Below are 20786 nucleotides of genomic sequence, written 5' to 3'. Positions count from 1 at the left end.
CAGTAGCCCCCGGACCCGCCCCCCACAGCAAGGCGACCGCATGACCCCTGACAAGCACCGCGCCACCGCCGCCGCGATCCTCCCGCTGGTCGGCGGCCCGGACAACATCGGCTCCGTCGCGCACTGCATGACCCGCCTGCGGATCGGCCTGAACGACCGCTCCCTCGTCGACGACACCGCCCTGCGGGCCGTCCCCGGCGTCCTCGGCGTGGTGGAGGACGGCGCCACGTACCAGATCGTGCTCGGGCCGGGCGCCGTCGCCCGCGTCACCCCCAAGTTCGAGGCCCTGGTCGCGGAGGGGCGCACCCCGCCGCCCCCACCCGAGGGCCGCACGCCGGCACCCGCCGAGCCGCCCGTCACGGCGGAGGCGCTGGCCGCCCGCGGCGCGGCCCTCAAGGAGGCCCGCAAGGCCCGGAACGCCACCCCGTTCAAGCTGTTCCTGCGCCGGATCGCGAACGTCTTCGTCCCGCTGATCCCCGCCCTCATCGGCTGCGGGATCATCGCGGGCCTGGGCGGGCTGCTGGCCAACCTCGGCTGGGTCCCCGCCCTGGTCCCGGCGCTGGCGGCGATCGGCTCCGGGTTCATGGCGCTGATCGCCGTGTTCGTCGGCCACAACACCGCGAAGGAGTTCGGCGGCACGCCCGTCCTCGGCGGGGCGGTCGCCGCGGTGATCGTCTTCCCGGGCGTCGCGAAGATCGACGCCTTCGGGCAGCACCTCTCCCCCGGCCAGGGCGGGGTCCTCGGCGCGCTCGCGGCCGCCCTGCTCGCGGTCCGCGTGGAGCGCTGGTGCCGGCGCCGGGTCCCGGAGTCCCTGGACGTGCTGGTCACCCCGACCCTGACCGTCCTGGTCCCGGGCCTGGTCACCCTCTACGGCCTGATGTTCGTCGCCGGTACGGTCTCCACCGCCATCGGCGCCTTCGCCGACCGGCTCCTCGCCACCGGCGGCGCCGTCGCCGGGCTGGTCCTGGGCGGGCTGTTCCTCCCGCTGGTGATGCTGGGCCTGCACCAGGCCCTGATCCCCATCCACACCACCCTCATCGAGCACAGCGGCTACACCGTCCTGCTCCCCATCCTCGCGATGGCGGGCGCGGGCCAGGTCGGGGCGGCGCTGGCCGTCTACTGCCGCCTCCCGCACAACCCGTCCCTGCGCGCGACGATCCGCTCCGCGCTCCCGGCCGGCCTCCTGGGCGTCGGGGAGCCGCTGATCTACGGGGTCTCGCTGCCGCTGGGCCGCCCCTTCGTCACCGCCTGCGTCGGCGGCGCGGCGGGCGGGGCGTTCATCGGCCTGTTCAACCAGCTGGGCGTCGCCTTCGGCTCCACCGCGATCGGCCCCTCGGGCTGGGCCCTGTTCCCCCTGCTGGAGGGCACGTCGGGGATGGCCGCGTCCCTGGCCGTCTACGCGGGCGGCCTGGCGGTGGGCTACCTGACGGGCTTCGCGGCCACGTACTTCTTCGGCTTCACCCGCCAGATGCTGACCGAACTGAACACCGCCCCGACCCCCGCGCCCCCACCACCCACCCCGGACCAGCCGTCCGAGGCCCCGGCCCTGGCCTGACAGCCCCCCTCATGAGGGTCAGACCCTCTCGACCAGGATGCGGCCGTGCTCGGCGGTGAGCAGCCCGATGTCCTCGACATCGGACGTCAGGATCGTCACGAGACCCGGCTGTGCCAAGGCCGTCGCACACAACATGGCGTCGATCGCGTACTTGTGGCCGTGCAGGCCCGCGGCCTTCAGCAGAGAGGCAGCGGACTGCGCGACCGCCTGGGTGACAGGCTCCACGCGCAGGAGAGAAAGCGTCCATTTCAGCGCGGCGTCGTTCACTTTCGGATGGATGACCTCGACCAATACGGCGGCCGAAGTCACCACCAGGAGGCCCTCCGCGCGAGCGGCCGTCAGCCATTCGTGAACGCTTTTGTCCCGTTGCACGGCCTTCGCCAGGCCTTCGCTGTCGAGCACCAGGACACCGCTCACGCAGCGGCACCAGCCTCTGGCGACCGACCCGTGAGCTTGGCGCGCTTCGCGGCCACGGCCTCCGGGTCGGCCGGGCCGTTGACCCGGTCGAAGTCGGCGATCAGCTCGTCCAGCTTGTCCAGCTCGATCTGGCGCTGCGCGGCCCGTTCCAGATAGGCCGAGACCCCTCGCTTGCCGACCCGGTCACGGATCGCCTGCAAGGTGCCCGCCGTGAGCGATACCGAGATGCCGCTGCTGGGCCCATCGCCGGGGAGGAACTCGGTGTCGTCAGCCATGACACCACTATGGCATTCGAAATGCCATACGGTCACGGCCCTCACCGGACGCACCCGGCGGCCGCCCGCAGGAACCCCGCCAGGTCCTCCACCGCGTACCCCAGCCGGGGCCCCCGCTCGGCCGCCATCAGCAGCAGCTGGCCGACGATCTCCGCGCCCCACCCGTCCGGCCCGTCGGCCGCCCACTCCTGCACCTTCTCGACACCGAGGTCGCACATCAGCAGCCCGTACCCCTCCCGGACCTCCGCGCACGTCACCGCCACCGCGTCCAGCAGCCGCGCCCCCGGCCGCTCGCACCGCAGCCCGAACCCCCCGTCGACCTCCTCGGCCACGCACCCCTGCGGCGGCTCCGCCCTGAGCCGGTCGTAGCGCGCGTCCCCGTACGCCGGCCACTCCCCCGCCGGCCGGTGCAGCAGCGTGAACCGGTGCCACCCCGGCGGCGGGGGCGGCTGCGGCCGCCACCCCTCCACCCCGAACGCCTCCTGCACCTGCGCCGTCGCCTCGTCCGCCGACCCGGCCGTCCGCGAGACCCGCCGCCGCCCGTCGTCCCCGACCGCCGTCCAGGTCCCCCCGCCGTCGTCCCGCCGCGCCCGCACGGACAGCCCCGCGCCCGTACGCCGCCACCCGCCGCCGCCGAGGGCCGCCTCCAGCCCGCGCAGCCTCCACCCCAGCTCGAAGGCGAACTCCGCCGCCTCCACCGGCTCGCTCACGCCCCGGCCCCGGCCCGCTCGTGCAGCACGGCGGCCAGCCGCAGGGCGGTGTCCAGGTTGCAGCGGCCCAGGTCCACGAGCGGGAGCCCGTAGGTACCGGCGGCGGAGACCCCGTCCACGTCGAGGGAGGGGAAGGTGACCCCGACCCCCTCCAGGGACTCCCTCAGCTGCCGCACGGCCTCCTCGGCCGCCCGCATCCGCTCCTGGGGCGTGAGCACCATGACATGTCACCTTTCTACTCTGAGTATTCAACTCCTCTACACAGAGTGGTGGTCGACTCGATAGCCTTCAAGAGGTTCGCCTCAGCAACCGCACCTGTTCAAGCAGGAGTTGCCATGCCAGGAAAAGAACTCGACCCCTCTTCCTCCCCGCGCGCCCTCCTCGGCGCCGAACTCCGCGTAGCCCGCGAACGCCTCGACATGAGTCAGGTCGGCCTCGGCGAGAAGCTGTTCGTGAGCGGCTCGTACGTCGGCCAGATGGAGAACGGCACGCGCCGCATCACCCCCGAACTCGCCACGGCCATAGACCAGGTTCTGGGCACGGCCGGGTTCTTCACCCGCAACTGCGGGAACCAGGGGAAGTCCAAGTACCCCGAACACTTCGCGGAGGCCGCCGAGGCGGAGGCGGAAGCGTTGGCCATCCGGGAGTACGCGCCGCTCGTCATCCCGGGGCTGCTCCAGACTGAGGCGTACGCGCGGGAGATCTTCCACGCGTACCAGCCACTCGCGCCCGGGCCCGTCATCGACGACCTGACCGAGGCCCGTCTGGACCGCGCCAAGCTCCTCGGAGATCCCACAACGCCCTTGTTGTGGTGCGTACTCGACGAGGCAGTGATCCGGCGGGTCGTGGGAAGCCAGGCCGTGATGGCTGACGCCCTCCACCACATCGTGGGCCTCATCCGGGCACGCCGGATCATCATCCAGGTGATCCCCTTCAGCGCAGGCGCCCACGCCTCTCTGGCTGGCCCCCTCAAGCTGATGTCCTTCGAGGCCGCGCCTCCACTCGCCTACGTCACCGGCTTGGGAACCGGCCAGCTGTCGGATGATCCCGCCACGGTCACCCAACACACCCTGACCTACGATCTGCTCACGGCCAGTGCGCTGTCACCCAACGCCTCGCTGGCCCTGATCGAGTCCGCGGCGGAGGAATACGCACATGACCAGCACTCCTGAGTACGACCTGTCAGCGGCGACCTGGCACAAGTCCAGCTACAGCGGCGGCGATGGCGGCGATTGCCTGGAGGTTGCCGCCTGGCGGAAGTCGAGCTACAGCGCCGGAGACGGCGGCGACTGCGTAGAGGTCTGCGACGCCCACCCCGACCTCGTCCCCGTCCGGGACTCCAAGCAGCCCGAAGGCCCGCACGTGGTGTTCCACGCACGGGCCTGGGCCGCCTTCGTCTCGACGCTCTAGCGGCGGGTCACAGCTCGCCGGTGAACAGCAGCTTGTTCGGGCTGCCCTTGCTGAGGCTGGTCAGGACGTCCTTGGTGGACTGCTCGTCCAGGAACTCGGCGATCTCCGCCGGGTCGGCCTTGGGGTGCTCCGCCTTGTAGAGGACCGCCACACCCGCGGCGTGCGGCGCGGCCATCGACGTGCCGTCGAGGGCCACGCTGCCGCCGCCGAGCTTGGCGGAGACGATGGCCTGGCCCGGTGCGTAGAGGGACACGCAGGTGCCGTAGTTGGAGAAGTCGGTCTCCTCGTCGAACTTGTTGCTCGCGGCGACCGTGACCACCCGGGCGGCGGAGGCCGGGGAGACGGTGCAGGCGTCGATCGAGTCGTTGCCCGCCGCGATGACCGGCAGCACACCCGAGTCGGAGAGCGCGGTCGCGGCTTCGTTGACCGACACCGACCGGGGCCCGCCCAGGGAGCCGTTCATCACGGCCGGCTGCTTGGCGTTCTTGGCCACCCAGTCCATGCCCGCGAGGATCCCCGACCACGAACCCTTGCCCTCGCAGTTGAGGACGCGGACGCTGACCAGGTTCGCCTTGCGGGCCACCCCGTAGGTCTTGCCGGCGACCGTGCCCGCGACGTGGGTGCCGTGCCCGTTGCAGTCCTGGCCGTTGCGCCCGTCGTTGATCGCGTCGAAGCCGAACTTGGCACGGCTGCCGAACTCCTCGTGCGCGAAGTCGATGCCCGAGTCCAGGATGTACGCGGTCACCCCGGCGCCGTTGCCCTTGGTGCTGAAGTCGTTGTCGAGCGGCAGGTTCTTCTGGTCGATCCGGTCCAGGCCCCATGACGAGGACGGCGCCCGCACCCCGCTCGCGGCGGAAGGCGTCGGCACGGACTGCACCTTCGCGTCCTCCTCGACCGACTTCACCCCGAGGCTCACCCGGACGATCGTCAGCTGGAGCGGGGTCAGCGGGACCGCGAAGCCGTTGATCGCCGAGCCGTAGACGAACGTCGGCTTCAGCCCCAGCTTCTGCGCGGCCTTCGCCGCGTCCACCCCCTTCTCCAGGGTCACGATGTACTGGCCGGGCACGGCGTTCGGCGAAGTGCGCAGCGGGACCGGGGTCGGCTCCGGGGTGTCGGCGGCGGCCGTTCCGGCCGCGACCGTGGGCACCATGAGGAGGGTGGCGGCGGTCAGGCGTGCGAGCAGGCGCATGGAGGGACTCCCTGATGGGGGCGGGGGGAAGATCGGCATGGGCAGGCCGCCCCACACGACGACGAGTGCGTCAGCGGGGGCGGCCTTTCCTTCCATCGGGTACCGCTCCGGCCCGGCTTGAACACCCGCCCCCGGCCGGCCGATCCGCCCTTCGGCCGCGTCAAGGCACGCTGACGCCCGCGCTGCGGAAAGGTTTGTGCCCGTGCGGCGTCTGGGCGCGGCCCGCCTACGGACGCGGCCCGGGCGGCCCCGGCAAGATCACCCGTACGGTCCGCCGCCACCTCAGGGAGCGCACGGCCGGTGCGCTCGCCGTGCCCCCGCCACACCCCTCGGCGTCGTTGACCCGCCCCCGCGCGCGTGATCGCCTCACGGCATGCGCACCCGTCTGAGCCGAGCCCTGCCCCTGGCCGCCGCCGTCCTGGCAGCCGTCGCGGTCCTGCCCCTGTCCACCGCCGCCGCAGCCGTGGGCGAGCCCGCGCCGCCCTCGTACATCGTCACCGTCCGGCCGGGCGTCGACCCGGCCGGCGTGGCGGCCCAGGTCGGCGGCGTCCACCCGGATCGCTACTTCCACCACACCCTGAACGGCTTCGCGGCCCGGCTCAGCCCGCGACAGGTCGCGGACGTGGCCGCGCTACCGGGGGTCGTGGCAGTGGAAACCGACGGCACGGCGGGACCGTTCTAGGGAAACAGTAGGCGGTCATGAACTTGGCCAACGCCGTGCGGCGCTTCTCGGGGTCGTCGCGCTTGGGGTGGAAGCGTGTGGCCTCGACGACGAACTTGCGGGCCTCGCCCTTGTACGTGCACGCCGCCGCCGCGACCACCATGTCGTCGTTGACCCGGGCGTCATCGCCCACCGGGATCTTCGCCGCGCCCGCCAAGTGCCAAGACCGCCGAGTGTTCGGATCCACGTCGGCCGAGATGGTGTCCCCCTGGACAAGGAAAACATGCTCGCGGTCCACCCGTACGAGGCAGTTGGGCGCGTCCTGCCAGGAATTGGCCGACGACATGTCCAGCTTCTCGCCCGGGAGCAACACGGCGGCGGTCCGGGCATGCCGCTGCTCGATCACGCCGTGCACCCCGCCGCCTTCTGGGCGGACGGGAGATAGGCGGTGATGAACCGGGCAAGGTCCTCACGGCGTTTGGCCACGTCCGCCGGGCGTCTTTCCACCCACACCTCCACCACGTAGCGGTGTGGCTCACCCTTGTACGTGCACGCGGCGTACGCCATGGCCGCGTCGTCCGCGATCCGGGCGTCGATTCCGATGTTGGCCTTCTGCGGATTCCCGGAACGCGTCAGGGGGTCGCGCTTGACGTCCAGGGGGTCGAGGTCGGCAGGCATCAAGCTGGCTTGGAACGTCAGTTCTTGGCGCCTGTCGACTGACATTTCGCAGCCGCTGATGTCTCCGCCCCTCTCGTAGGTATTGCGCTGTGTGAACGACTCACCAGGTGGCAGCAGCGGTTTGACGAGAGCGGACGGTACTTCGACGTCGCAGACGTCTCCGGGCACCGCATAGTCCTGTCCCTGTGCACACGCCGTGGCCCCGGCCACGAGGAGCGCAACCATGAGAGCGGCGTGGCGGCGGTTCACTGGTCGCCTGCCAAGCCCTGGGCCGTCTGGTTTCCGTGGAAAGCGGCCCCGTTGATCTCCGAGGTGAGCGTGTAGCGGTTGTTGCCGCTGGCGGGATTGACCTTCGCCCATTCGTCGGCGAGGGCCTGGAGCTGGTATCTGCGGACGCTGAAGGCTTCGCCGCTCTGGCGCACGGCTTCGGCGTTGATCCGCGCCTGCTCATCGAGCTGCCATTGGTAGGCCAGGGCATCGACTCCGCGCTGGGCGGCGTCCCCCACGACAGGGATGAAGTTCGCGGCTCCGCCGAAGCCGTGGTAAAGCCACTTGGCTTCCCAGGACGGGTCGTCCTTGTCGGTCTTCAGTGCCTGGTATCGGGCTTCTTCGAGGAAGCCCACCGTCGCGCCGGCCCTGAGCAGGCTCTCCTTCGGGTCACTCGGCCGATCCTCATGGATGTCCTTGACCATCTCGCGGTTCATGGCCTCGTTCAACATGCCGTACGCGTTCTGGTCGCGGGAGAGCTGACCGGGAGCTTCATCTTCTTCTCGGTGGCGACGAGCGGTTGTCCCAGTCGCCGTTGCGCATGAGGTTGCTCATCAGCTGGTAGCCGTAGAGCTGGCTGCCCCGGGTCTGGATGCGCTCCTCACCCAGCTTGACCATGTCGTTCTCCCAGGCGCGCATGGCCGGGCTGTCGGACTGGGTGGCGCCGGCCAGCATGAGGGAGAGGTTGCGTTGGAAGTCGCGGAGCTGGTCGTGGCGCGAGCGCTGCAGCGCGCCGCCGTCGGACGGGTCGGCCAGGTCCGCCCAGAAGTCGAGCAGGCCGCGCGGGCCGACGGTGGTGGCGAGGGATCGCTCTCGGTCGCCCCTTCCAGGATCCGCTGTACTTCGTCCCGGAGTGCGATCGCCTCGGCCTCGGTGTGCTCGGGCGTGGTGCCGCCCCCGGCCGCACGGTCGGGGTGGACGCTCATCGTGACGGTGAAGCCGCACCCGCCGGTCCCGACAACGGTGAGGTTCTTCTCCAGGCCCCGCCGGACCGCCTCGTCCAGCCTTGCCTTGTACTCGACGAGCTCGCCGTGCGTGTCCCGCAGGATGTTCGCGATGCTGGTGGCCTCGGTCGCGGCGTCGGCGAACTCCTTGGCGGTCTTGGTGATGAACTCCCTCGTCACGGTGGCGTTCACCCCCGCCCAGCCGGCCTTGGCCGCTTTCCCGCCGAGATCGCCGCGGGCGTCGTGCTCCAGCTCCCACAGTTTCTTCGCCATGGCGGTCCAGTCGCCGACGGCGGTGGCCAGCTTGGAGAAGTCGGCGGAGCGCAGCGCGTCCAGGTCCATCAGTGCTGCGCCCCTTCCTCGAAGCCCTTGTCCAGTTGGGCGTACTTGAACCGGGTCACGAGCCAGTGCTCGTCCCCGGCATGCGCCTTCTGCGTGGAGGCGAGGTGGTGGGAGATGTGGGCGCAGGCGTCCTGGAGGGTGCCCACCTGGGCGTGCCAGGTGTCCGCGACGGTCGACAGCGCGGCGCCCAGATCGAAGCCCTGCTTCAGGGAACCGGCCGCCTCGTGCGTACTCGCCTTGGCGTGATCGCCGTCCGTGCCGAGCCGCCGGCGGAGCTTGAACGCCGCGTCACCGACGGCCGCGAGATCCTGATGGTCCAGCTCCAGGTCACCCTGTGGTCCCTCGCCCCCGCCGCCCGACCCGACCTGGTTGAGGCGCATCGCCGTCTGCCGGTCGGACAGGGCGGCTTTCAGCTCCGCCCATTCTGCGTCAAAAGACACCGGCCCCCCTGGATGAGTGGCGTTGAGAGCGATCCCCGACCCAGGCCATTAAGACACCGGTCCGTCCCACGGCGGAAGATCGAATGTGGCCACCCGCCCGGCCCGGGGCCAGGGCCACGGCCCAGGCCTACGCCCCCGGCCGGACGACGGCCAGCAGCACCGCTCGGCTCACGGCGGCCCCCGGCAGGATGCCCGTGTAGCGGCCCGCGTCCGTGAACGCGACGTACTCGCCCTCGTCGGAGAGGGCGGCGCGCAGCCACGCCCCGTCCCCGTCGGACCGTTCCAGCGCCCGGGTGTGGAGCACCGGGGTGAACAGCGCCAGCAGCCGCGGGAGGTCGATCTCCTCGGGCGAGGTGTCGAACCGGTCCACGGCGCGGGCCAGCAGCTGTTCCTCCAGGAACGGGTGGAGGGCGTCGCGCGGCGGCGGATGGGTCAGGCGGCGCATGCCCTCCAGGCCGAGCTCCTTCATCAGCCGGGCCGCCGGCGCCGCCCCCGACGCCTCGGCGAGGCGGACCCCGGCGGCCTGCCCGCAGGCCTCCAGGTACGCCTTGCGCAGGTCCGGGTCCCCGTCCTGGAGGCACTGGAGGAGGTCGGCCGGGCGGGCCCAGCCGGCGAACCCTCCCGGTCGGCCTTCCTGCTGGGCGGTGAAGACGACCACCGCGGGCCGGCCGAGCCGGGCGGCCGCGGCGCACAGGAGCAGCAGCCGGTGCTCCCACCAGGCGTGCCCGTCCTCCAGGTCCACGATCACCGCCTCGGCCCCGCGCAGCCCCCGCAGCGAGGTGACGGCCCCGGCCAGGGACGCGCCCCGTTCCGGGACCACGTTGCGCGGCACCGGCTGTCCGCGCCGGGCGGCGGCGGCCTGCGTGAGGGCGGCTTCGACGGCGCCGGGATCGACGGCGCCCCCGCCGTGCAGGGCCCGGCCGAGCACCACGAGCAGCAGCGGCAGCAGGCTCAGCAGGACGATGCCCAGCAGCACCCACCCCGCCGGCGCGGACCCCAGGCCCAGGGCGGTCCGCGCGGCACCCCAGGCGAGGGTCAGGACGACCAGCAGTACGGGGGCCAGCAGCACGGCCGCCCGTGCGCCGAACGGCCAGAGCTCCGGGCCGGACCCGGCCGGGCGGGCCGTGGCCCGCGCCCGGGTCGGCCCGTGCGTGTGCCGGTGCCTGTGCGGCGAGTCCACGGCACCCATTATCGGCCGCCCCACCGATCACCGCCCGGGGAGGACGCACCCTAGGCCCTGTACACCCGCAGCTCCGCCACCTCGTACGACATCTCCGTCTGCTCCGGCCCCGGCGCCGGGTGGTAGCGGCCTGCGCAGACCGAGAGGTTGACGATGAGGTGGGCGCGCCAGCCGCGGCCGACCCCCCGCCCGTCGGAGTAGACGCGGACGCCGTTGACCCACCACACCACGGACCGTTTGCCGAACTCGGTCCTCAGGTCGACCCAGGCGCCGGGCCGGACGGCCGGGTCGTGGTGGTAGCGGTGGGCCTCGCGGACGTGGTTGGAGAGTTCCAGGAGGTCGGGGTTGTCGGGGTGGTACTCGAAGACGTCGATCTCCTGGCCGCCGTCGCGCCAGGTCCAGATCGCGGGCCAGGCCCCCGTCTCGGTGGGCAGCCGGACCCGGGCCTCCAGGACGTCACCGGTGCGGACGGTGAACCCCTGGTCGCTGCCCTCGGTGGTGAGCAGCCCGGTGTCCCAGTTCCCGTCGGGGCGGCGGGTCGCCCGGAAGGTGCCGCCGCGGCTGTAGGAGGGGTCGGCGGTGAGGTGGTCGAGCTTGTTGTCGCCCGGGTTGACCGGGCCGCCGTCGGGATAGGCCCAGGAGCGGCCTGCGACCCATTGGGCGGTGGAGGCGAAGTCGGCGGTGAAGACGGGGGCGCTGCGCGGTGTGAACACCGGCAGGCCCCCGCCGCCGGCCGAGGGCAGGAGGCGGCCGGTCAGGCGGCGCAGCCATCCGGAGTGGTCCGATTCCATGGGAGTGTCCTGCCCACCCTCCGGGCCGACACCCCTCCGTTCTCACTCAGAGTAATCGTATGAATGCGTGGCGGCGTCGACGAAGGCCCGGATGAGCTCCGGGGACTTCACGCCGCGCTCCCGCTCGACGCCGCTGGAGACGTCCACGCCCCACGCACCGGTGGCCCGGACGGCCTCGCGGACGTTGCCCGGGCCGAGCCCGCCGGCCAGCAGCCAGCGCCCCTCGGGGGCCGTGAACTGCGCGGATCCCCAGTTCCAGGGCTTGCCGGAGCCGGGGTCGGGGGCGTCGATCAGCAGCAGGTCCTCGCCGTACTCGCCGCAGCGCGCGACGTGCTCGGCGGTGGCCCGCAGCAGGGTCCGGCCCGGGGCTCGGAGCCCGTCGTAGTACTCGATCCCCTCGTCCCCGTGCAGCTGCACCCCGCGCACGCCGCTCTCCTCGGCGAGCCGGCGCACCTCCTCCAGCGGCTGCTTCCGGAACACCCCGACGGTGAGCACCCCGGCCGGCACCCGCGCGGCCAGCTCCCACGCCAGCGCCGCGTCGACGGTGCGGGGGCTGTTCGGCGCGAGCACGAACCCGACGGCGTGCGCGCCCGCCTCCACCGCCACGTCGACGTCCTCGGGCGTCTTGAGCCCGCAGATCTTGACGAACACGCTCTTCCGGTCGCTCATGCCACAAGTCAACCAAACACCGCCCGGGGCTCAAGCCCCGGGAGTCCGAGCGCTTTGTCTGTGGAATGGGTGGTGGGCGGAGCCCACCACCACCCCCCACCCTCCCCAACCGGCGGCCATACCAGGCCGGATGACGATCCGTGACCGGCTTGCCACACAGGGGCACGAGGCCCTACCTTGCGGCTGGAAACGTAAATCGGCCCCCGCTGGTGCGCCAACACCACACGAGGGCCTGACCATCAAGATCGGCAGACGATCCCCATGGATGACGGCCAGCTTAGTGCTGCCCCGCACCCCCTCGCCAAGCCCGGTTACGGCAAAATCGCCGCTCCGGAGCAGGCGCCCCGCACCGCCCGCGACTTCGCGCACCTCCCGGCCCGCGAGGCGGCCGTCGCCGGGTACCTCGACCGCCTGCCGGACGGCGCCGACATCAGCGTGAAGACCCTCGCCGCCGTGCTGCCCCTGTGGGGCCAGTGCGCGCTGCGCACCGCCCTCAACCGGCTGGCCACCGCCGGGCACCTGCACCGGGTGCGGCAGCGGCTGCCCGGCGACGCCACGCGGTGGGTCACCCGCACGTTCTTCTCCCGCACCGCCCGCGACGGCACCTGGTGGGCCCGGTTCACCCTGAGGGATGCACCGGCACCGACCACCCCACCACCACCCTCCCCAGCCCCACCCCCGCCACGGACCTCCGCCCCGACTGCGGCCCCGGCCCCGGACCGACCCCCGTCCCCGGCCTCCGCCGGACCCTGTGCCACGACCCGGCCCCCGTCCCCGACACCGCCCGGGGACACGGACCCCGCCCCGCGACCGCCCGCGCCACCCGCCGCCGACGCGTACGGCATCCTCGCCTCGCTCGGCCGCGCCGCCCCCGCGCTGGCCCTGTCCAAGGCCGACTGCACGGCCCTCGCCCCTCTCCTCGTGCCCTGGCTGGACCGGGGAGCGACCCCCGACCGGATCCGGGCGGCCCTCTCGGCCGACCTGCCGCCCCTGGTCCACCACCCGGCCGGCTTCGTCCGCAAGCGCCTGGAAGCCCGCCTCCCCACCCCGGCGGCCCCGCCGGCCCCGGCGCCGCCCCCGCTCCGCGTCGAGTGCACCGAATGCCGCGCCCCCGGCCCGCCCGGCGCCTTCGCCGAGGGCCGCTGCCGGGCCTGCCGCCCCGACGGCCCCCGCCCGCCGGTCTTCACCCCGCCCCTCACCCCGGCCGAGGTCCGCGCCCACGCGGCCCGCATCCGCGAAGGGAACCGCCGATGACCAGTCCCCCGCTCCGACGGCGCCGAACCGGGGCACCATGGTGTCGAGGAGGCGACCCCATGACCCCCAGCACCGCCGCGCACGCCCAGATGTCCCTGACGGACTTCGAGACGCTGGCCCGCCGCGCACCCGAGACGGTCACGCTCGAATTCATCAACGGAAAGCTCGGAGTCAAGCCGTTGCCCGATCAGCGCCACGGCGCCATCGTCATGTGGCTGCTGCGCCAGTGCATGCAGCAGCGCCCGGAGCTCGCCCTCTACCCCGAGCAAGGGCTGAAGGTGGAGAGCTACCGCACCGGACGGGCCCGCGCGGACGGCGCGCTCGCGCCGTACGACCACTACGCCGCCCAGGACGGCGAGTGGGCGGATCCCGCCGGGACCCTGATGGTCGTGGAGGTCACTTCCTTCGACCCCGACACCGACCAGCGCGACCGGCGCGAGAAGTGCATCGCTTACGCCCAGGCGGGCATCCCGGTGTACCTGCTCATCGACCGGGACGCGGACACCCTGACCGTCCACAGCGATCCCGAAGACGGGAGGTACCGGCAGTCCGCGCCGTACGCCTACGGGGAGACGATCGTGCTGCCCGACCCCGTGGGCATCACCCTGGAGACGGAGAAGCTCAAGGACTACGCGAACTGAGCCCGCACCTCCCCCACAAACGCCCGAGGGCGGCACCCCCTCCGGCCGGAAGGGGTGCCGCCCTCGTTCGAGAACAGCCGATCAGCCAGGGGCCGATCAGAAGTCCATGTCACCGCCCGGCATGCCGCCCGGAGCGGCGGCGGCCTTCTCCGGCTTGTCGGCGATGACGGCCTCGGTGGTCAGGAAGAGCGCGGCGATGGACGCGGCGTTCTGCAGCGCGGAGCGCGTGACCTTCGCCGGGTCGATGATGCCCTCGGCGATCATGTCGACGTACTCGCCCGTGGCGGCGTTCAGACCGTGGCCGACGGCCAGGTTGCGCACCTTCTCCACGACGACGCCACCCTCGAGACCACCGTTGACGGCGATCTGCTTCAGCGGGGCCTCCAGCGCGAGCTTCACGGCGTTGGCGCCGGTCGCCTCGTCACCCGAGAGCTCCAGCTTCTCGAAGACCGAGGAGGCCTGCAGCAGGGCCACGCCACCGCCGGCGACGATGCCCTCCTCGACGGCCGCCTTCGCGTTGCGAACGGCGTCCTCGATGCGGTGCTTGCGCTCCTTGAGCTCGACCTCGGTCGCGGCACCGGCCTTGATGACGGCCACGCCGCCGGCCAGCTTCGCGAGGCGCTCCTGGAGCTTCTCGCGGTCGTAGTCCGAGTCGGAGTTCTCGATCTCGGCGCGGATCTGGTTGACGCGGCCCTGGACCTGGTCGCTGTCACCGGCACCGTCGACGATGGTGGTCTCGTCCTTGGTGATGACGACCTTGCGGGCGCGGCCGAGCAGGTCGAGACCGGCGTTCTCCAGCTTGAGGCCGACCTCCTCGGAGATGACCGTGCCGCCCGTGAGGATGGCGATGTCGCCGAGCATGGCCTTGCGGCGGTCGCCGAAGCCCGGGGCCTTGACGGCGACGGACTTGAAGGTGCCGCGGATCTTGTTGACGACCAGGGTCGACAGGGCCTCGCCCTCGACGTCCTCGGCGATGATCAGCAGCGGCTTGCCGGACTGCATGACCTTCTCCAGGAGCGGCAGCAGGTCCTTGACCGAGCCGATCTTGGAGTTGACGATCAGGATGTACGGGTCGTCGAGCGACGCCTCCATACGCTCCATGTCGGTGGCGAAGTACGCCGAGATGTAGCCCTTGTCGAAGCGCATGCCCTCGGTGAGCTCAAGCTCCAGACCGAAGGTCTGGGACTCCTCGACGGTGATGACGCCTTCCTTGCCGACCTTGTCCATGGCCTCGGCGATGAGCTCGCCGATCTGGGTGTCGGCGGCGGAGATGGAGGCCGTGGAAGCGATCTGCTCCTTGGTCTCGACATCCTTCGCCTGCGCGAGCAGGGCGGCGGAGACGGCCTCGACGGCCTTCTCGATACCGCGCTTGAGGGCCATCGGGTTGGCACCGGCGGCCACGTTGCGCAGACCCTCGCGGACGAGCGCCTGGGCGAGGACGGTGGCGGTGGTCGTACCGTCGCCGGCGACGTCGTCCGTCTTCTTGGCGACTTCCTTGACCAGCTCGGCGCCGATCTTCTCGTACGGGTCCTCGAGCTCGATCTCCTTGGCGATGGAGACGCCGTCGTTGGTGATCGTGGGCGCACCCCACTTCTTCTCAAGGACGACGTTGCGACCCTTGGGGCCAAGGGTGACCTTGACGGCGTCCGCGAGCTGGTTCATGCCACGCTCGAGACCGCGCCGGGCCTCCTCGTTGAAGGCAATGATCTTGGCCATCTGAAGTGGTCCTCCAGGACTGGGGTTCCCCCCGCGCCGCCAGGCACCAGGGGAGGGTGGATTGCTCCGGACCGCGCCCGCGCCCGCGACGGACGGCCTGCCGGCCCGGCGGTTCCTTCCCGCCGGACCCTGCGGGCCTCACCGGCCCGGTCCTCGTCTTGTAGCACTCTCACCCGGAGAGTGCTAACGCCAATGATTAGCACTCGGCCCCCACGAGTGCAAGCGGCTTCGAGACATGCCGGGCCGGCGCCGGGCCACCGCCGGGTCGGCACATACGTGAGGGGCCCGCATCCCGACCGGGATGGGGCCCCTCACGTGTTGGTGCGTGCGTCGGTGGCCGATCGCGCTTCGACTCAGCCGGCCGCGAGCTTGACCATGTCAGCCTGCGGACCCTTCTGGCCCTGCGAGATCTCGAACTCGACCCGCTGACCCTCTTCAAGGGTGCGGTACCCGTCCATCTGGATGGCGCTGTAGTGGACGAACACATCCGCACCACCGTCGACCGCGATGAAGCCGTAGCCCTTCTCCGCGTTGAACCACTTGACGGTGCCCTGAGCCATGCCTAACTCCCCTATTACTGGCCCTTGCGCAGGTCCGCACTTCGCGGACCCGGGTCAGAACTTGCGCCGGAACGCCTCGACCGGGGCTGAATGTATCTGCACCGCTGCTGTCTGCAACAGGTCATTCCGACGAGAAATCTGGACACGAACAAACGTGGAAATGGGCTGAAAAGTTGGCGTATTCCTGGGCAAGTCGGGCCAGACGAACCGCACCAATGCCCCAAAAGGCGCACGCATGTTGACTCAATGTCAACCCTCACGCAGCCCGTTCATATGCGGCGGGCAAGAACAGCGGAGGGGACTTCCCCAACTCTACCGCGCCCAATCAAGCAGAATTGCCCCCTCCGCTTTTAGCGGAGGGGGCAATTCTGATTCGGTCGGGTCAGCAGCCGCCCGCGACGGCGGGGATGATCGAGACGCCCGCGCCGTCCGGCGTCGCCGTCTGCAGGCCGCCCTCGAAGCGCACGTCGTCGTCGTTCACGTAGACGTTCACGAAGCGGCGCAGCTTGCCCTGGTCGTCCAGGACGCGCGCGGCGATGCCCGGGTGGCTCGCCTCCAGGGAGGCGATGACCTCGGCCAGGGTCGCGCCCTCGGCCGGGACCTCGGCGGCGCCGCCGGTGTAGGTGCGCAGGATGGTGGGGATGCGGACGTTGACGCTCATGGCGCTACCGCCTTTCCGTGGAGTGCGAGGGAAGGGTCAGGCCAGGCCGGCGGCGCGGAACGCGTCCAGGCTCGGGCGGATGGTGGCGGTCTGGCCGCTGTCCGCGGCCACCGCCTCCAGGGTCTTGAGGCCGTCACCGGTGTTCAGGACCACGGTGGTCAGCGAGGGGTCCAGCTGCCCGTTCTCGATGAGCTTCTTCGTCACGCCGACGGTCACGCCGCCCGCGGTCTCGGCGAAGATGCCCTCGGTCTGCGCCAGGATCTTGATGGCCTCGACGACCTGCTCGTCGTTCACGTCCTCGACGAAGCCGCCGGTGCGGCGCGCGATGTCGAGCACGTACGGGCCGTCCGCCGGGTTGCCGATGGCGAGGGACTTGGCGATCGTGTTCGGCTTCTGCGGGCGCACCACGTCGTGGCCGGCCTTGAAGGCCGTGGACACCGGGGAGCAGCCCTCGGCCTGAGCGCCGAAGATCTTGTAGGGCTTGTCCTCGACCAGACCGAGCTTGATCAGCTCCTGCAGACCCTTGTCGATCTTGGTGAGCTGCGAGCCGGACGCGATCGGGATGACGAGCTGGTCGGGCAGCTGCCAGCCGAGCTGCTCGCAGATCTCGTAGGCCAGGGTCTTGGAACCCTCGCCGTAGTACGGGCGCAGGTTGACGTTGACGAAGCCCCAACCCTCGCCCAGCGGGTCGCCGATGAGCTCGGAGCAGAAGCGGTTCACGTCGTCGTAGTTGCCCTCGATGCCGACCAGGTCGCCACCGTAGACACCGGCCATGACGACCTTGCCCTGCTCCAGGTCGTGCGGGATGAACACGCAGGAGCGGAAGCCGGCGCGGGCGGCCGCGGCGCCGACGGCGCCGGCCAGGTTGCCGGTGGAGGAGCAGGAGAGGGTGGTGAAGCCGAAGGCTCGGGCGGCCTCGACGGCGATGGCCACGACGCGGTCCTTGAAGGAGTGCGTCGGGTTTCCGGAGTCGTCCTTGACGTAGAGCTTGCCGGTGACGCCCAGCTCCTTGGCCAGGTTCTGCGCGTCCACGAGCTTGGTGAAGCCCGGGTTCAGGCTCGGCTTGGAGGCCACGTCCGCGGGGACGGGCAGCAGCGGCGCGTACCGCCAGATGTTGTTCGGGCCGGCCTCGATCGCCGCGCGCAGGGCCTCCGGGTCACCGGTGGGCAGCTCGTAGGCCACCTCCAGCGGACCGAAACACTCGACGCAGGCGAAGATGGGGCCGAGCTCGAAACGGGTGCCGCACTCACGACAGGAAAGACCGGTGGCGGGGCCGAGGTCGACGGACCCGGCGGTCTCGGATCCCGGAGCGGCAGAGGTGGCGACAGACTGTGCAGCCATGATGGCGAGGCCCTTTCTCCTCATCTTCCCCATGGCGCACTTCGCCATGAGACGGAATTGGCACCTTCCCTAGCCGGGGACCCCGCGGGATGCGTATCGCATCGCGAGAACCGACTGGAGGGTTGCCGGGGCTTCAACGGGCCGTGTCCCTCTGCCCCTCTGGATGAGCGGTATGGCACCGGCACACGCGCTCGAAGGCGCGCCGGTGCGTTTGTCGCGGGGCCCCCGGCATGCGGTGGACCTTCGCGTTGTTCAAGACTGTAACCGAAGGGGCGGTGGGTTGAGACAGCCGTCCGAACCGCGAGATGGATCACGATTCGGCCGAAAACCGCCGGGTCTGATGCCGCCGCAGAGTAGCCAGGGAGTGCTGAGAGTGCTGGATGAGGTGGAGCGCTGGCTGGCCGACCGCTCCTGGTCCGCCGCCGACCGACCGCTCGACCAGCTCCTCGAGCGCAAACGGGCGGCCGGGACCACCGTGAGCGTGGTGCTGCCGGCCCTCGACGAGGAGGCCACGGTCGGGGAGATCGTGGAGGTGATCCGGCGCGACCTGATCGAGGGCCTGCCGGTGCCGCTGGTGGACGAGCTGGTCGTCGTCGACTCCGGGTCCACCGACCGGACCGCCGAGGTCGCCGCCAAGGCCGGCGCCCGGGTGGTGCACCGCGACGAGATCCTGCCCCGGCTGCCCGCCGTGCGCGGCAAGGGCGAGGTGCTGTGGCGCTCGCTGCTGGCCACCACCGGGGAGATCGTCTGCTTCGTCGACGCCGACCTGCGCGACTTCTCGTCCGCTTTCGTCTCCGGCATCGTCGGCCCGCTGCTCACCGACCCGCAGGTGCAGTTCGTCAAAGCCATGTACGACCGCCCGCTGGGGGACGCCCCCGGCCAGGGCGGACGGGTCACGGAGCTGGTGGCCCGCCCGCTCCTCAACCTCCACTGGCCGCAGCTGGCCGGCTTCGTCCAGCCCCTGGGCGGCGAGTACGCCGTACGCCGCTCCCTGCTGGAACGTCTCCCCTTCCCCGTCGGCTACGGGGTCGAGCTGGGCCTGCTCGTCGACGCGCTGCACACCGTCGGACTGGACTCGATGGCCCAGGTCGACGTCGGGGTCCGGCTGCACAAGCACCAGAGCGGGCAGGCACTGGGCCGGATGGCCGCGGCTATCTACCGCACCGCGCAGCTGCGGCTCTCGCGCGGCCATCTGGTGCGGCCGGAGCTGATCCAGTTCGAGAGGGGGCCGGACGGGTTCGTTCCGCGCACCTACCCCGTGGACACGGAGGAGCGGCCGCCGATGCTGGAGATCGAGGAGTACGCGGTCCGGCGCGTGGCCTGAGCGGGCGGGCCCTGAACGGGCGGCGCCTGAACGGGCGGGGCCCGTGATCCGGGTCGCGGCTTGACCGCCACGTGACGATTCGGGCATTTCCCGGACGTTTGAGCGAGGAGGCCCCGGGCTAGGTTCGCGGCATGGCTTCTCAGGTACTCGTCGCCGCGAACCGCGGCCCGCTCTCGTACGCCCTCGCCGCCGACGGCAGCCTCAGCGCCCGGCGCGGCGGGGGCGGTCTCGTCTCCGGCCTGTCCGCGGCGCTCGCGGCGCAGCCGGAGGCCCTGTGGATCTGCGCGGCCCTCTCCGACGCCGACCGCGAAGCGGTCCGGCGGGGGATCTCCGAGCCGGGCGTGCGGATGCTGGACATCGACCCGGCGGTGTACGACGACGCGTACAACGGCATCGCGAACTCGGTGCTCTGGTTCACCCACCACCACCTCTACGACGTCCCCCGCGAGCCCGTCTTCGACGCGGAGTTCCGGCGGCGCTGGGACTCGTACGCCGCCTACAACCAGGCCTTCGCCGAAGCCCTGGCCGAGGAGGCCGCGCAGGGCGCCCGCGTCCTCGTCCAGGACTACCACCTGGCCCTGGTCCCCGGGGCCCTGCGCGAGCTGCGCCCCGACCTGCGGATCGCGCACTTCACGCACACCCCGTGGGCCTCGCCGGACTTCCTGCACATGCTCCCGGACGACATCCGCAGCCGGCTGGTGTGGGGCATGCTCGGCGCCGACCAGCTGGGCTTCCACACGGCGGCGTGGGCCGCAACCTTCATCGGCGGCGCCACGGTGGACGACGTGCACGGCGTCGCCGACGGCTTCGTCCCCCGCGAGGGCCACCAGGGCGGGGTGCACCACCGCAGGCTGGCGGAGGACGGCCGGTACGGGGAGACGCGCTTCACCGGGGTCGGCCAGTACCCCCTGGGTGTGGACGGCGACGACCTGCGGGCCCTGGCCCACCGGCCGGAGGTCGACGACAAGCTGGCCGCGCTGCGCGCGGAGGTCGGGGACCGCAGGACGATCGTGCGGGTGGACCGCACGGAGCTGTCGAAGAACATCCTGCGGGGCCTGCTGGCCTACCGGGAGCTGCTGACCGTCCACCCGGAGTGGCGGGGCCGGGTGGTCCACCTGGCCTCGGCCTACCCGTCGCGCCAGGACCTGGAGGTCTACCGCACCTACACGGCGGCGGTCGCGTCCCTGGCCGCCGACATCAACGCCGAGTTCGGGACGGAGGAGTGGCAGCCGGTGCTCGTCTCCGTCCAGGACGACTTCGCGCGGTCCCTCGCGGCGTACCGGATGGCGGACGTGGCACTGATCAACCCGGTGCGGGACGGCATGAACCTGGTGGCGAAGGAGATCCCGGTCGTCTCGGAGGCGGGCTGCGTCCTGGTCCTGTCGACGGGGGCGGGGGCGTACGAGGAACTCCGCCAGGACGCCCTGACGGTCAACCCGTACGACGTCACGGCGACGGCCGAGGCCCTGCACGCGGCCCTGACGATGCCGGAGGAGGAACGCGCGGAACGCACGAAGCGCCTGGCGGCAGCGGCGACCTCCCTCCCCCCGGCGGCATGGTTCGAGGCCCAGCTGGAGGCGCTGGGGGAGTGAGGGGACGGGGGGTGGACCGGACTTCACTCAGCGGTCTCAGAGACCGGTGGGGGCTTTCCCGTCAGCCTCATCGTCCTTCCGCGTCGGGCCGGCCTGTCAAGGGCGCTCCTTCGTCGCGTCGCTTCGCGATGGCCTTCGGCCACCCTTTTCAACCCCGCGCCCCACCGAA

At 71.6% G+C, this 20786-nt stretch carries 24 protein-coding genes and 1 riboswitch; of the genes, 8 read left to right on the top strand and 16 right to left on the bottom strand.

Going from position 1 to position 20786, the window contains the following annotated elements; genetic code table 11:
• Positions 1-40 precede the first annotated feature (40 nt).
• The gene (locus tag ACFVXK_RS07325) at positions 41-1555 is read left to right on the top strand and encodes a PTS transporter subunit EIIC (protein ID WP_389610550.1); all 1515 of its coding nucleotides are present in this window, start codon (positions 41-43) and stop codon (positions 1553-1555) included.
• Positions 1556-1573: 18 nt separating this feature from the next.
• On the opposite strand, the gene ACFVXK_RS07320 is transcribed toward ACFVXK_RS07325, so the two are convergent.
• Genes ACFVXK_RS07320 through ACFVXK_RS07305 form a run of 4 tightly spaced genes read right to left on the bottom strand, consistent with a single transcriptional unit; the run spans position 1574 to position 3178 of the window.
• Positions 1574-1972, bottom strand: coding sequence for a type II toxin-antitoxin system VapC family toxin (locus ACFVXK_RS07320; RefSeq protein WP_389610549.1), 399 nt, complete (start codon positions 1970-1972; stop codon positions 1574-1576).
• Positions 1969-2247, bottom strand: coding sequence for a hypothetical protein (locus tag ACFVXK_RS07315; RefSeq protein WP_042814122.1), 279 nt, complete (start codon positions 2245-2247; stop codon positions 1969-1971). The genes ACFVXK_RS07320 and ACFVXK_RS07315 overlap by 4 nt, the downstream gene beginning before the upstream one ends.
• Positions 2248-2288: 41 nt before the next feature.
• Positions 2289-2957 (bottom strand): hypothetical protein, encoded by a 669-nt coding sequence (locus ACFVXK_RS07310; RefSeq protein WP_389610548.1) that lies wholly within the window; start codon positions 2955-2957, stop codon positions 2289-2291.
• Positions 2954-3178 carry a hypothetical protein gene (locus tag ACFVXK_RS07305; RefSeq protein ID WP_362148209.1) on the bottom strand — a complete coding sequence of 75 codons (225 nt, stop codon included), beginning with the start codon at positions 3176-3178 and terminating at the stop codon, positions 2954-2956. Before ACFVXK_RS07305 ends, ACFVXK_RS07310 begins: the two co-directional genes overlap by 4 nt.
• Positions 3179-3292: 114 nt before the next feature.
• Between ACFVXK_RS07305 and ACFVXK_RS07300 the strand changes: the two genes are divergently transcribed.
• Together ACFVXK_RS07300 and ACFVXK_RS07295 are read left to right on the top strand one after the other, a co-directional pair.
• Positions 3293-4129: a helix-turn-helix transcriptional regulator gene (locus ACFVXK_RS07300; RefSeq protein WP_389610547.1), complete on the top strand. Its 837-nt coding sequence runs from the start codon at positions 3293-3295 to the stop codon at positions 4127-4129.
• Positions 4113-4367 carry a DUF397 domain-containing protein gene (locus ACFVXK_RS07295; RefSeq protein ID WP_389610546.1) on the top strand — a complete coding sequence of 85 codons (255 nt, stop codon included), beginning with the start codon at positions 4113-4115 and terminating at the stop codon, positions 4365-4367. The genes ACFVXK_RS07300 and ACFVXK_RS07295 overlap by 17 nt, the downstream gene beginning before the upstream one ends.
• Before the next feature lie 7 nt (positions 4368-4374).
• Here ACFVXK_RS07295 and ACFVXK_RS07290 read toward each other — a convergent pair whose 3' ends face one another.
• Positions 4375-5556 (bottom strand): S8 family serine peptidase, encoded by a 1182-nt coding sequence (locus ACFVXK_RS07290; RefSeq protein ID WP_389610545.1) that lies wholly within the window; start codon positions 5554-5556, stop codon positions 4375-4377.
• Between the two features lie 373 nt (positions 5557-5929).
• Between ACFVXK_RS07290 and ACFVXK_RS07285 the strand changes: the two genes are divergently transcribed.
• Complete coding sequence (locus ACFVXK_RS07285; RefSeq protein WP_389610544.1) at positions 5930-6238, top strand: protease inhibitor I9 family protein; 309 nt, start codon at positions 5930-5932, stop codon at positions 6236-6238.
• Positions 6239-6619: 381 nt separating this feature from the next.
• Here the strand turns inward: ACFVXK_RS07285 and ACFVXK_RS07280 are convergent, their stop codons facing one another.
• From ACFVXK_RS07280 to ACFVXK_RS07250, 7 genes are all read right to left on the bottom strand, one after another.
• Positions 6620-7120: a hypothetical protein gene (locus tag ACFVXK_RS07280; protein ID WP_389610543.1), complete on the bottom strand. Its 501-nt coding sequence runs from the start codon at positions 7118-7120 to the stop codon at positions 6620-6622.
• Between the two features lie 20 nt (positions 7121-7140).
• On the bottom strand, positions 7141-7599 hold the full coding sequence (locus ACFVXK_RS07275; protein WP_389610542.1) for a hypothetical protein: 459 nt from the start codon (positions 7597-7599) through the stop codon (positions 7141-7143).
• 117 nt (positions 7600-7716) lie between these two features.
• Positions 7717-8448 carry a hypothetical protein gene (locus tag ACFVXK_RS07270; protein WP_389610541.1) on the bottom strand — a complete coding sequence of 244 codons (732 nt, stop codon included), beginning with the start codon at positions 8446-8448 and terminating at the stop codon, positions 7717-7719.
• Positions 8448-8888 (bottom strand): hypothetical protein, encoded by a 441-nt coding sequence (locus tag ACFVXK_RS07265; protein WP_389610540.1) that lies wholly within the window; start codon positions 8886-8888, stop codon positions 8448-8450. The genes ACFVXK_RS07270 and ACFVXK_RS07265 overlap by 1 nt, the downstream gene beginning before the upstream one ends.
• A 127-nt stretch (positions 8889-9015) precedes the next feature.
• Complete coding sequence (locus ACFVXK_RS07260) at positions 9016-10068, bottom strand: hypothetical protein (RefSeq protein ID WP_389610539.1); 1053 nt, start codon at positions 10066-10068, stop codon at positions 9016-9018.
• A 50-nt stretch (positions 10069-10118) separates the two neighbouring features.
• The gene (locus ACFVXK_RS07255; protein WP_389610538.1) at positions 10119-10859 is read right to left on the bottom strand and encodes a beta-glucanase; all 741 of its coding nucleotides are present in this window, start codon (positions 10857-10859) and stop codon (positions 10119-10121) included.
• 42 nt (positions 10860-10901) lie between these two features.
• On the bottom strand, positions 10902-11528 hold the full coding sequence (locus tag ACFVXK_RS07250) for a phosphoribosylanthranilate isomerase (protein ID WP_389610537.1): 627 nt from the start codon (positions 11526-11528) through the stop codon (positions 10902-10904).
• 261 nt (positions 11529-11789) lie between these two features.
• Between ACFVXK_RS07250 and ACFVXK_RS07245 the strand changes: the two genes are divergently transcribed.
• Positions 11790-12782 (top strand): hypothetical protein, encoded by a 993-nt coding sequence (locus ACFVXK_RS07245; RefSeq protein WP_389610536.1) that lies wholly within the window; start codon positions 11790-11792, stop codon positions 12780-12782.
• A gap of 59 nt (positions 12783-12841) precedes the next feature.
• Positions 12842-13423, top strand: a complete 582-nt coding sequence (locus ACFVXK_RS07240; RefSeq protein WP_389610535.1) for a Uma2 family endonuclease — start codon at positions 12842-12844, stop codon at positions 13421-13423.
• Positions 13424-13519: 96 nt separating this feature from the next.
• Here the strand turns inward: ACFVXK_RS07240 and groL are convergent, their stop codons facing one another.
• The 4 genes from groL to thrC all read right to left on the bottom strand — a co-directional run bounded on the left by groL (position 13520) and on the right by thrC (position 17701).
• Positions 13520-15139, bottom strand: coding sequence for a chaperonin GroEL (groL, locus tag ACFVXK_RS07235; RefSeq protein WP_125813871.1), 1620 nt, complete (start codon positions 15137-15139; stop codon positions 13520-13522).
• Positions 15140-15492: 353 nt separating this feature from the next.
• On the bottom strand, positions 15493-15699 hold the full coding sequence (locus tag ACFVXK_RS07230) for a cold-shock protein (protein WP_008743607.1): 207 nt from the start codon (positions 15697-15699) through the stop codon (positions 15493-15495).
• 382 nt (positions 15700-16081) lie between these two features.
• On the bottom strand, positions 16082-16360 hold the full coding sequence (locus ACFVXK_RS07225; RefSeq protein WP_389610534.1) for a MoaD/ThiS family protein: 279 nt from the start codon (positions 16358-16360) through the stop codon (positions 16082-16084).
• Positions 16361-16396: 36 nt separating this feature from the next.
• The gene (gene thrC, locus ACFVXK_RS07220; RefSeq protein WP_389610533.1) at positions 16397-17701 is read right to left on the bottom strand and encodes a threonine synthase; all 1305 of its coding nucleotides are present in this window, start codon (positions 17699-17701) and stop codon (positions 16397-16399) included.
• A 17-nt stretch (positions 17702-17718) separates the two neighbouring features.
• Positions 17719-17871: riboswitch (SAM riboswitch) on the bottom strand.
• A 203-nt stretch (positions 17872-18074) separates the two neighbouring features.
• On the opposite strand from thrC, the gene ACFVXK_RS07215 reads away from it, so the two are divergent.
• Both ACFVXK_RS07215 and ACFVXK_RS07210 read left to right on the top strand, forming a co-directional pair.
• The gene (locus ACFVXK_RS07215) at positions 18075-19025 is read left to right on the top strand and encodes a glucosyl-3-phosphoglycerate synthase (RefSeq protein ID WP_389610532.1); all 951 of its coding nucleotides are present in this window, start codon (positions 18075-18077) and stop codon (positions 19023-19025) included.
• Positions 19026-19156: 131 nt separating this feature from the next.
• A complete protein-coding gene (locus tag ACFVXK_RS07210) occupies positions 19157-20617 on the top strand; it encodes a trehalose-6-phosphate synthase (protein WP_389610531.1) in 1461 nt (486 codons plus the stop codon).
• Positions 20618-20786 lie beyond the last annotated feature (169 nt).

Source organism: Streptomyces sp. NPDC058157 (assembly GCF_042884105.1).
Lineage (GTDB): Bacteria > Actinomycetota > Actinomycetes > Streptomycetales > Streptomycetaceae > Streptomyces.
The sequence above is the reverse complement of the archived record's forward strand: the minus strand, read 5'-3'. Positions and strand labels throughout refer to the sequence as shown.

Coding starts and splice junctions, on each gene's coding strand:
- ACFVXK_RS07255 (WP_389610538.1), bottom strand. CDS start 10,859: ATGGAATCGGACCACTCCGGATGGCTGCGCCGCCTGACCGGCCGCCTC.
- ACFVXK_RS07240 (WP_389610535.1), top strand. CDS start 12,842: ATGACCCCCAGCACCGCCGCGCACGCCCAGATGTCCCTGACGGACTTC.
- ACFVXK_RS07280 (WP_389610543.1), bottom strand. CDS start 7,120: ATGGTTGCGCTCCTCGTGGCCGGGGCCACGGCGTGTGCACAGGGACAG.
- ACFVXK_RS07230 (WP_008743607.1), bottom strand. CDS start 15,699: ATGGCTCAGGGCACCGTCAAGTGGTTCAACGCGGAGAAGGGCTACGGC.
- ACFVXK_RS07315 (WP_042814122.1), bottom strand. CDS start 2,247: ATGGCTGACGACACCGAGTTCCTCCCCGGCGATGGGCCCAGCAGCGGC.
- ACFVXK_RS07210 (WP_389610531.1), top strand. CDS start 19,157: ATGGCTTCTCAGGTACTCGTCGCCGCGAACCGCGGCCCGCTCTCGTAC.
- ACFVXK_RS07245 (WP_389610536.1), top strand. CDS start 11,790: ATGGATGACGGCCAGCTTAGTGCTGCCCCGCACCCCCTCGCCAAGCCC.
- ACFVXK_RS07275 (WP_389610542.1), bottom strand. CDS start 7,599: ATGAACCGCGAGATGGTCAAGGACATCCATGAGGATCGGCCGAGTGAC.
- ACFVXK_RS07270 (WP_389610541.1), bottom strand. CDS start 8,448: ATGGACCTGGACGCGCTGCGCTCCGCCGACTTCTCCAAGCTGGCCACC.
- groL (WP_125813871.1), bottom strand. CDS start 15,139: ATGGCCAAGATCATTGCCTTCAACGAGGAGGCCCGGCGCGGTCTCGAG.
- ACFVXK_RS07250 (WP_389610537.1), bottom strand. CDS start 11,528: ATGAGCGACCGGAAGAGCGTGTTCGTCAAGATCTGCGGGCTCAAGACG.
- ACFVXK_RS07290 (WP_389610545.1), bottom strand. CDS start 5,556: ATGCGCCTGCTCGCACGCCTGACCGCCGCCACCCTCCTCATGGTGCCC.
- ACFVXK_RS07285 (WP_389610544.1), top strand. CDS start 5,930: ATGCGCACCCGTCTGAGCCGAGCCCTGCCCCTGGCCGCCGCCGTCCTG.
- ACFVXK_RS07300 (WP_389610547.1), top strand. CDS start 3,293: ATGCCAGGAAAAGAACTCGACCCCTCTTCCTCCCCGCGCGCCCTCCTC.
- ACFVXK_RS07325 (WP_389610550.1), top strand. CDS start 41: ATGACCCCTGACAAGCACCGCGCCACCGCCGCCGCGATCCTCCCGCTG.
- ACFVXK_RS07295 (WP_389610546.1), top strand. CDS start 4,113: ATGACCAGCACTCCTGAGTACGACCTGTCAGCGGCGACCTGGCACAAG.
- ACFVXK_RS07225 (WP_389610534.1), bottom strand. CDS start 16,360: ATGAGCGTCAACGTCCGCATCCCCACCATCCTGCGCACCTACACCGGC.
- thrC (WP_389610533.1), bottom strand. CDS start 17,701: ATGGCTGCACAGTCTGTCGCCACCTCTGCCGCTCCGGGATCCGAGACC.
- ACFVXK_RS07305 (WP_362148209.1), bottom strand. CDS start 3,178: ATGGTGCTCACGCCCCAGGAGCGGATGCGGGCGGCCGAGGAGGCCGTG.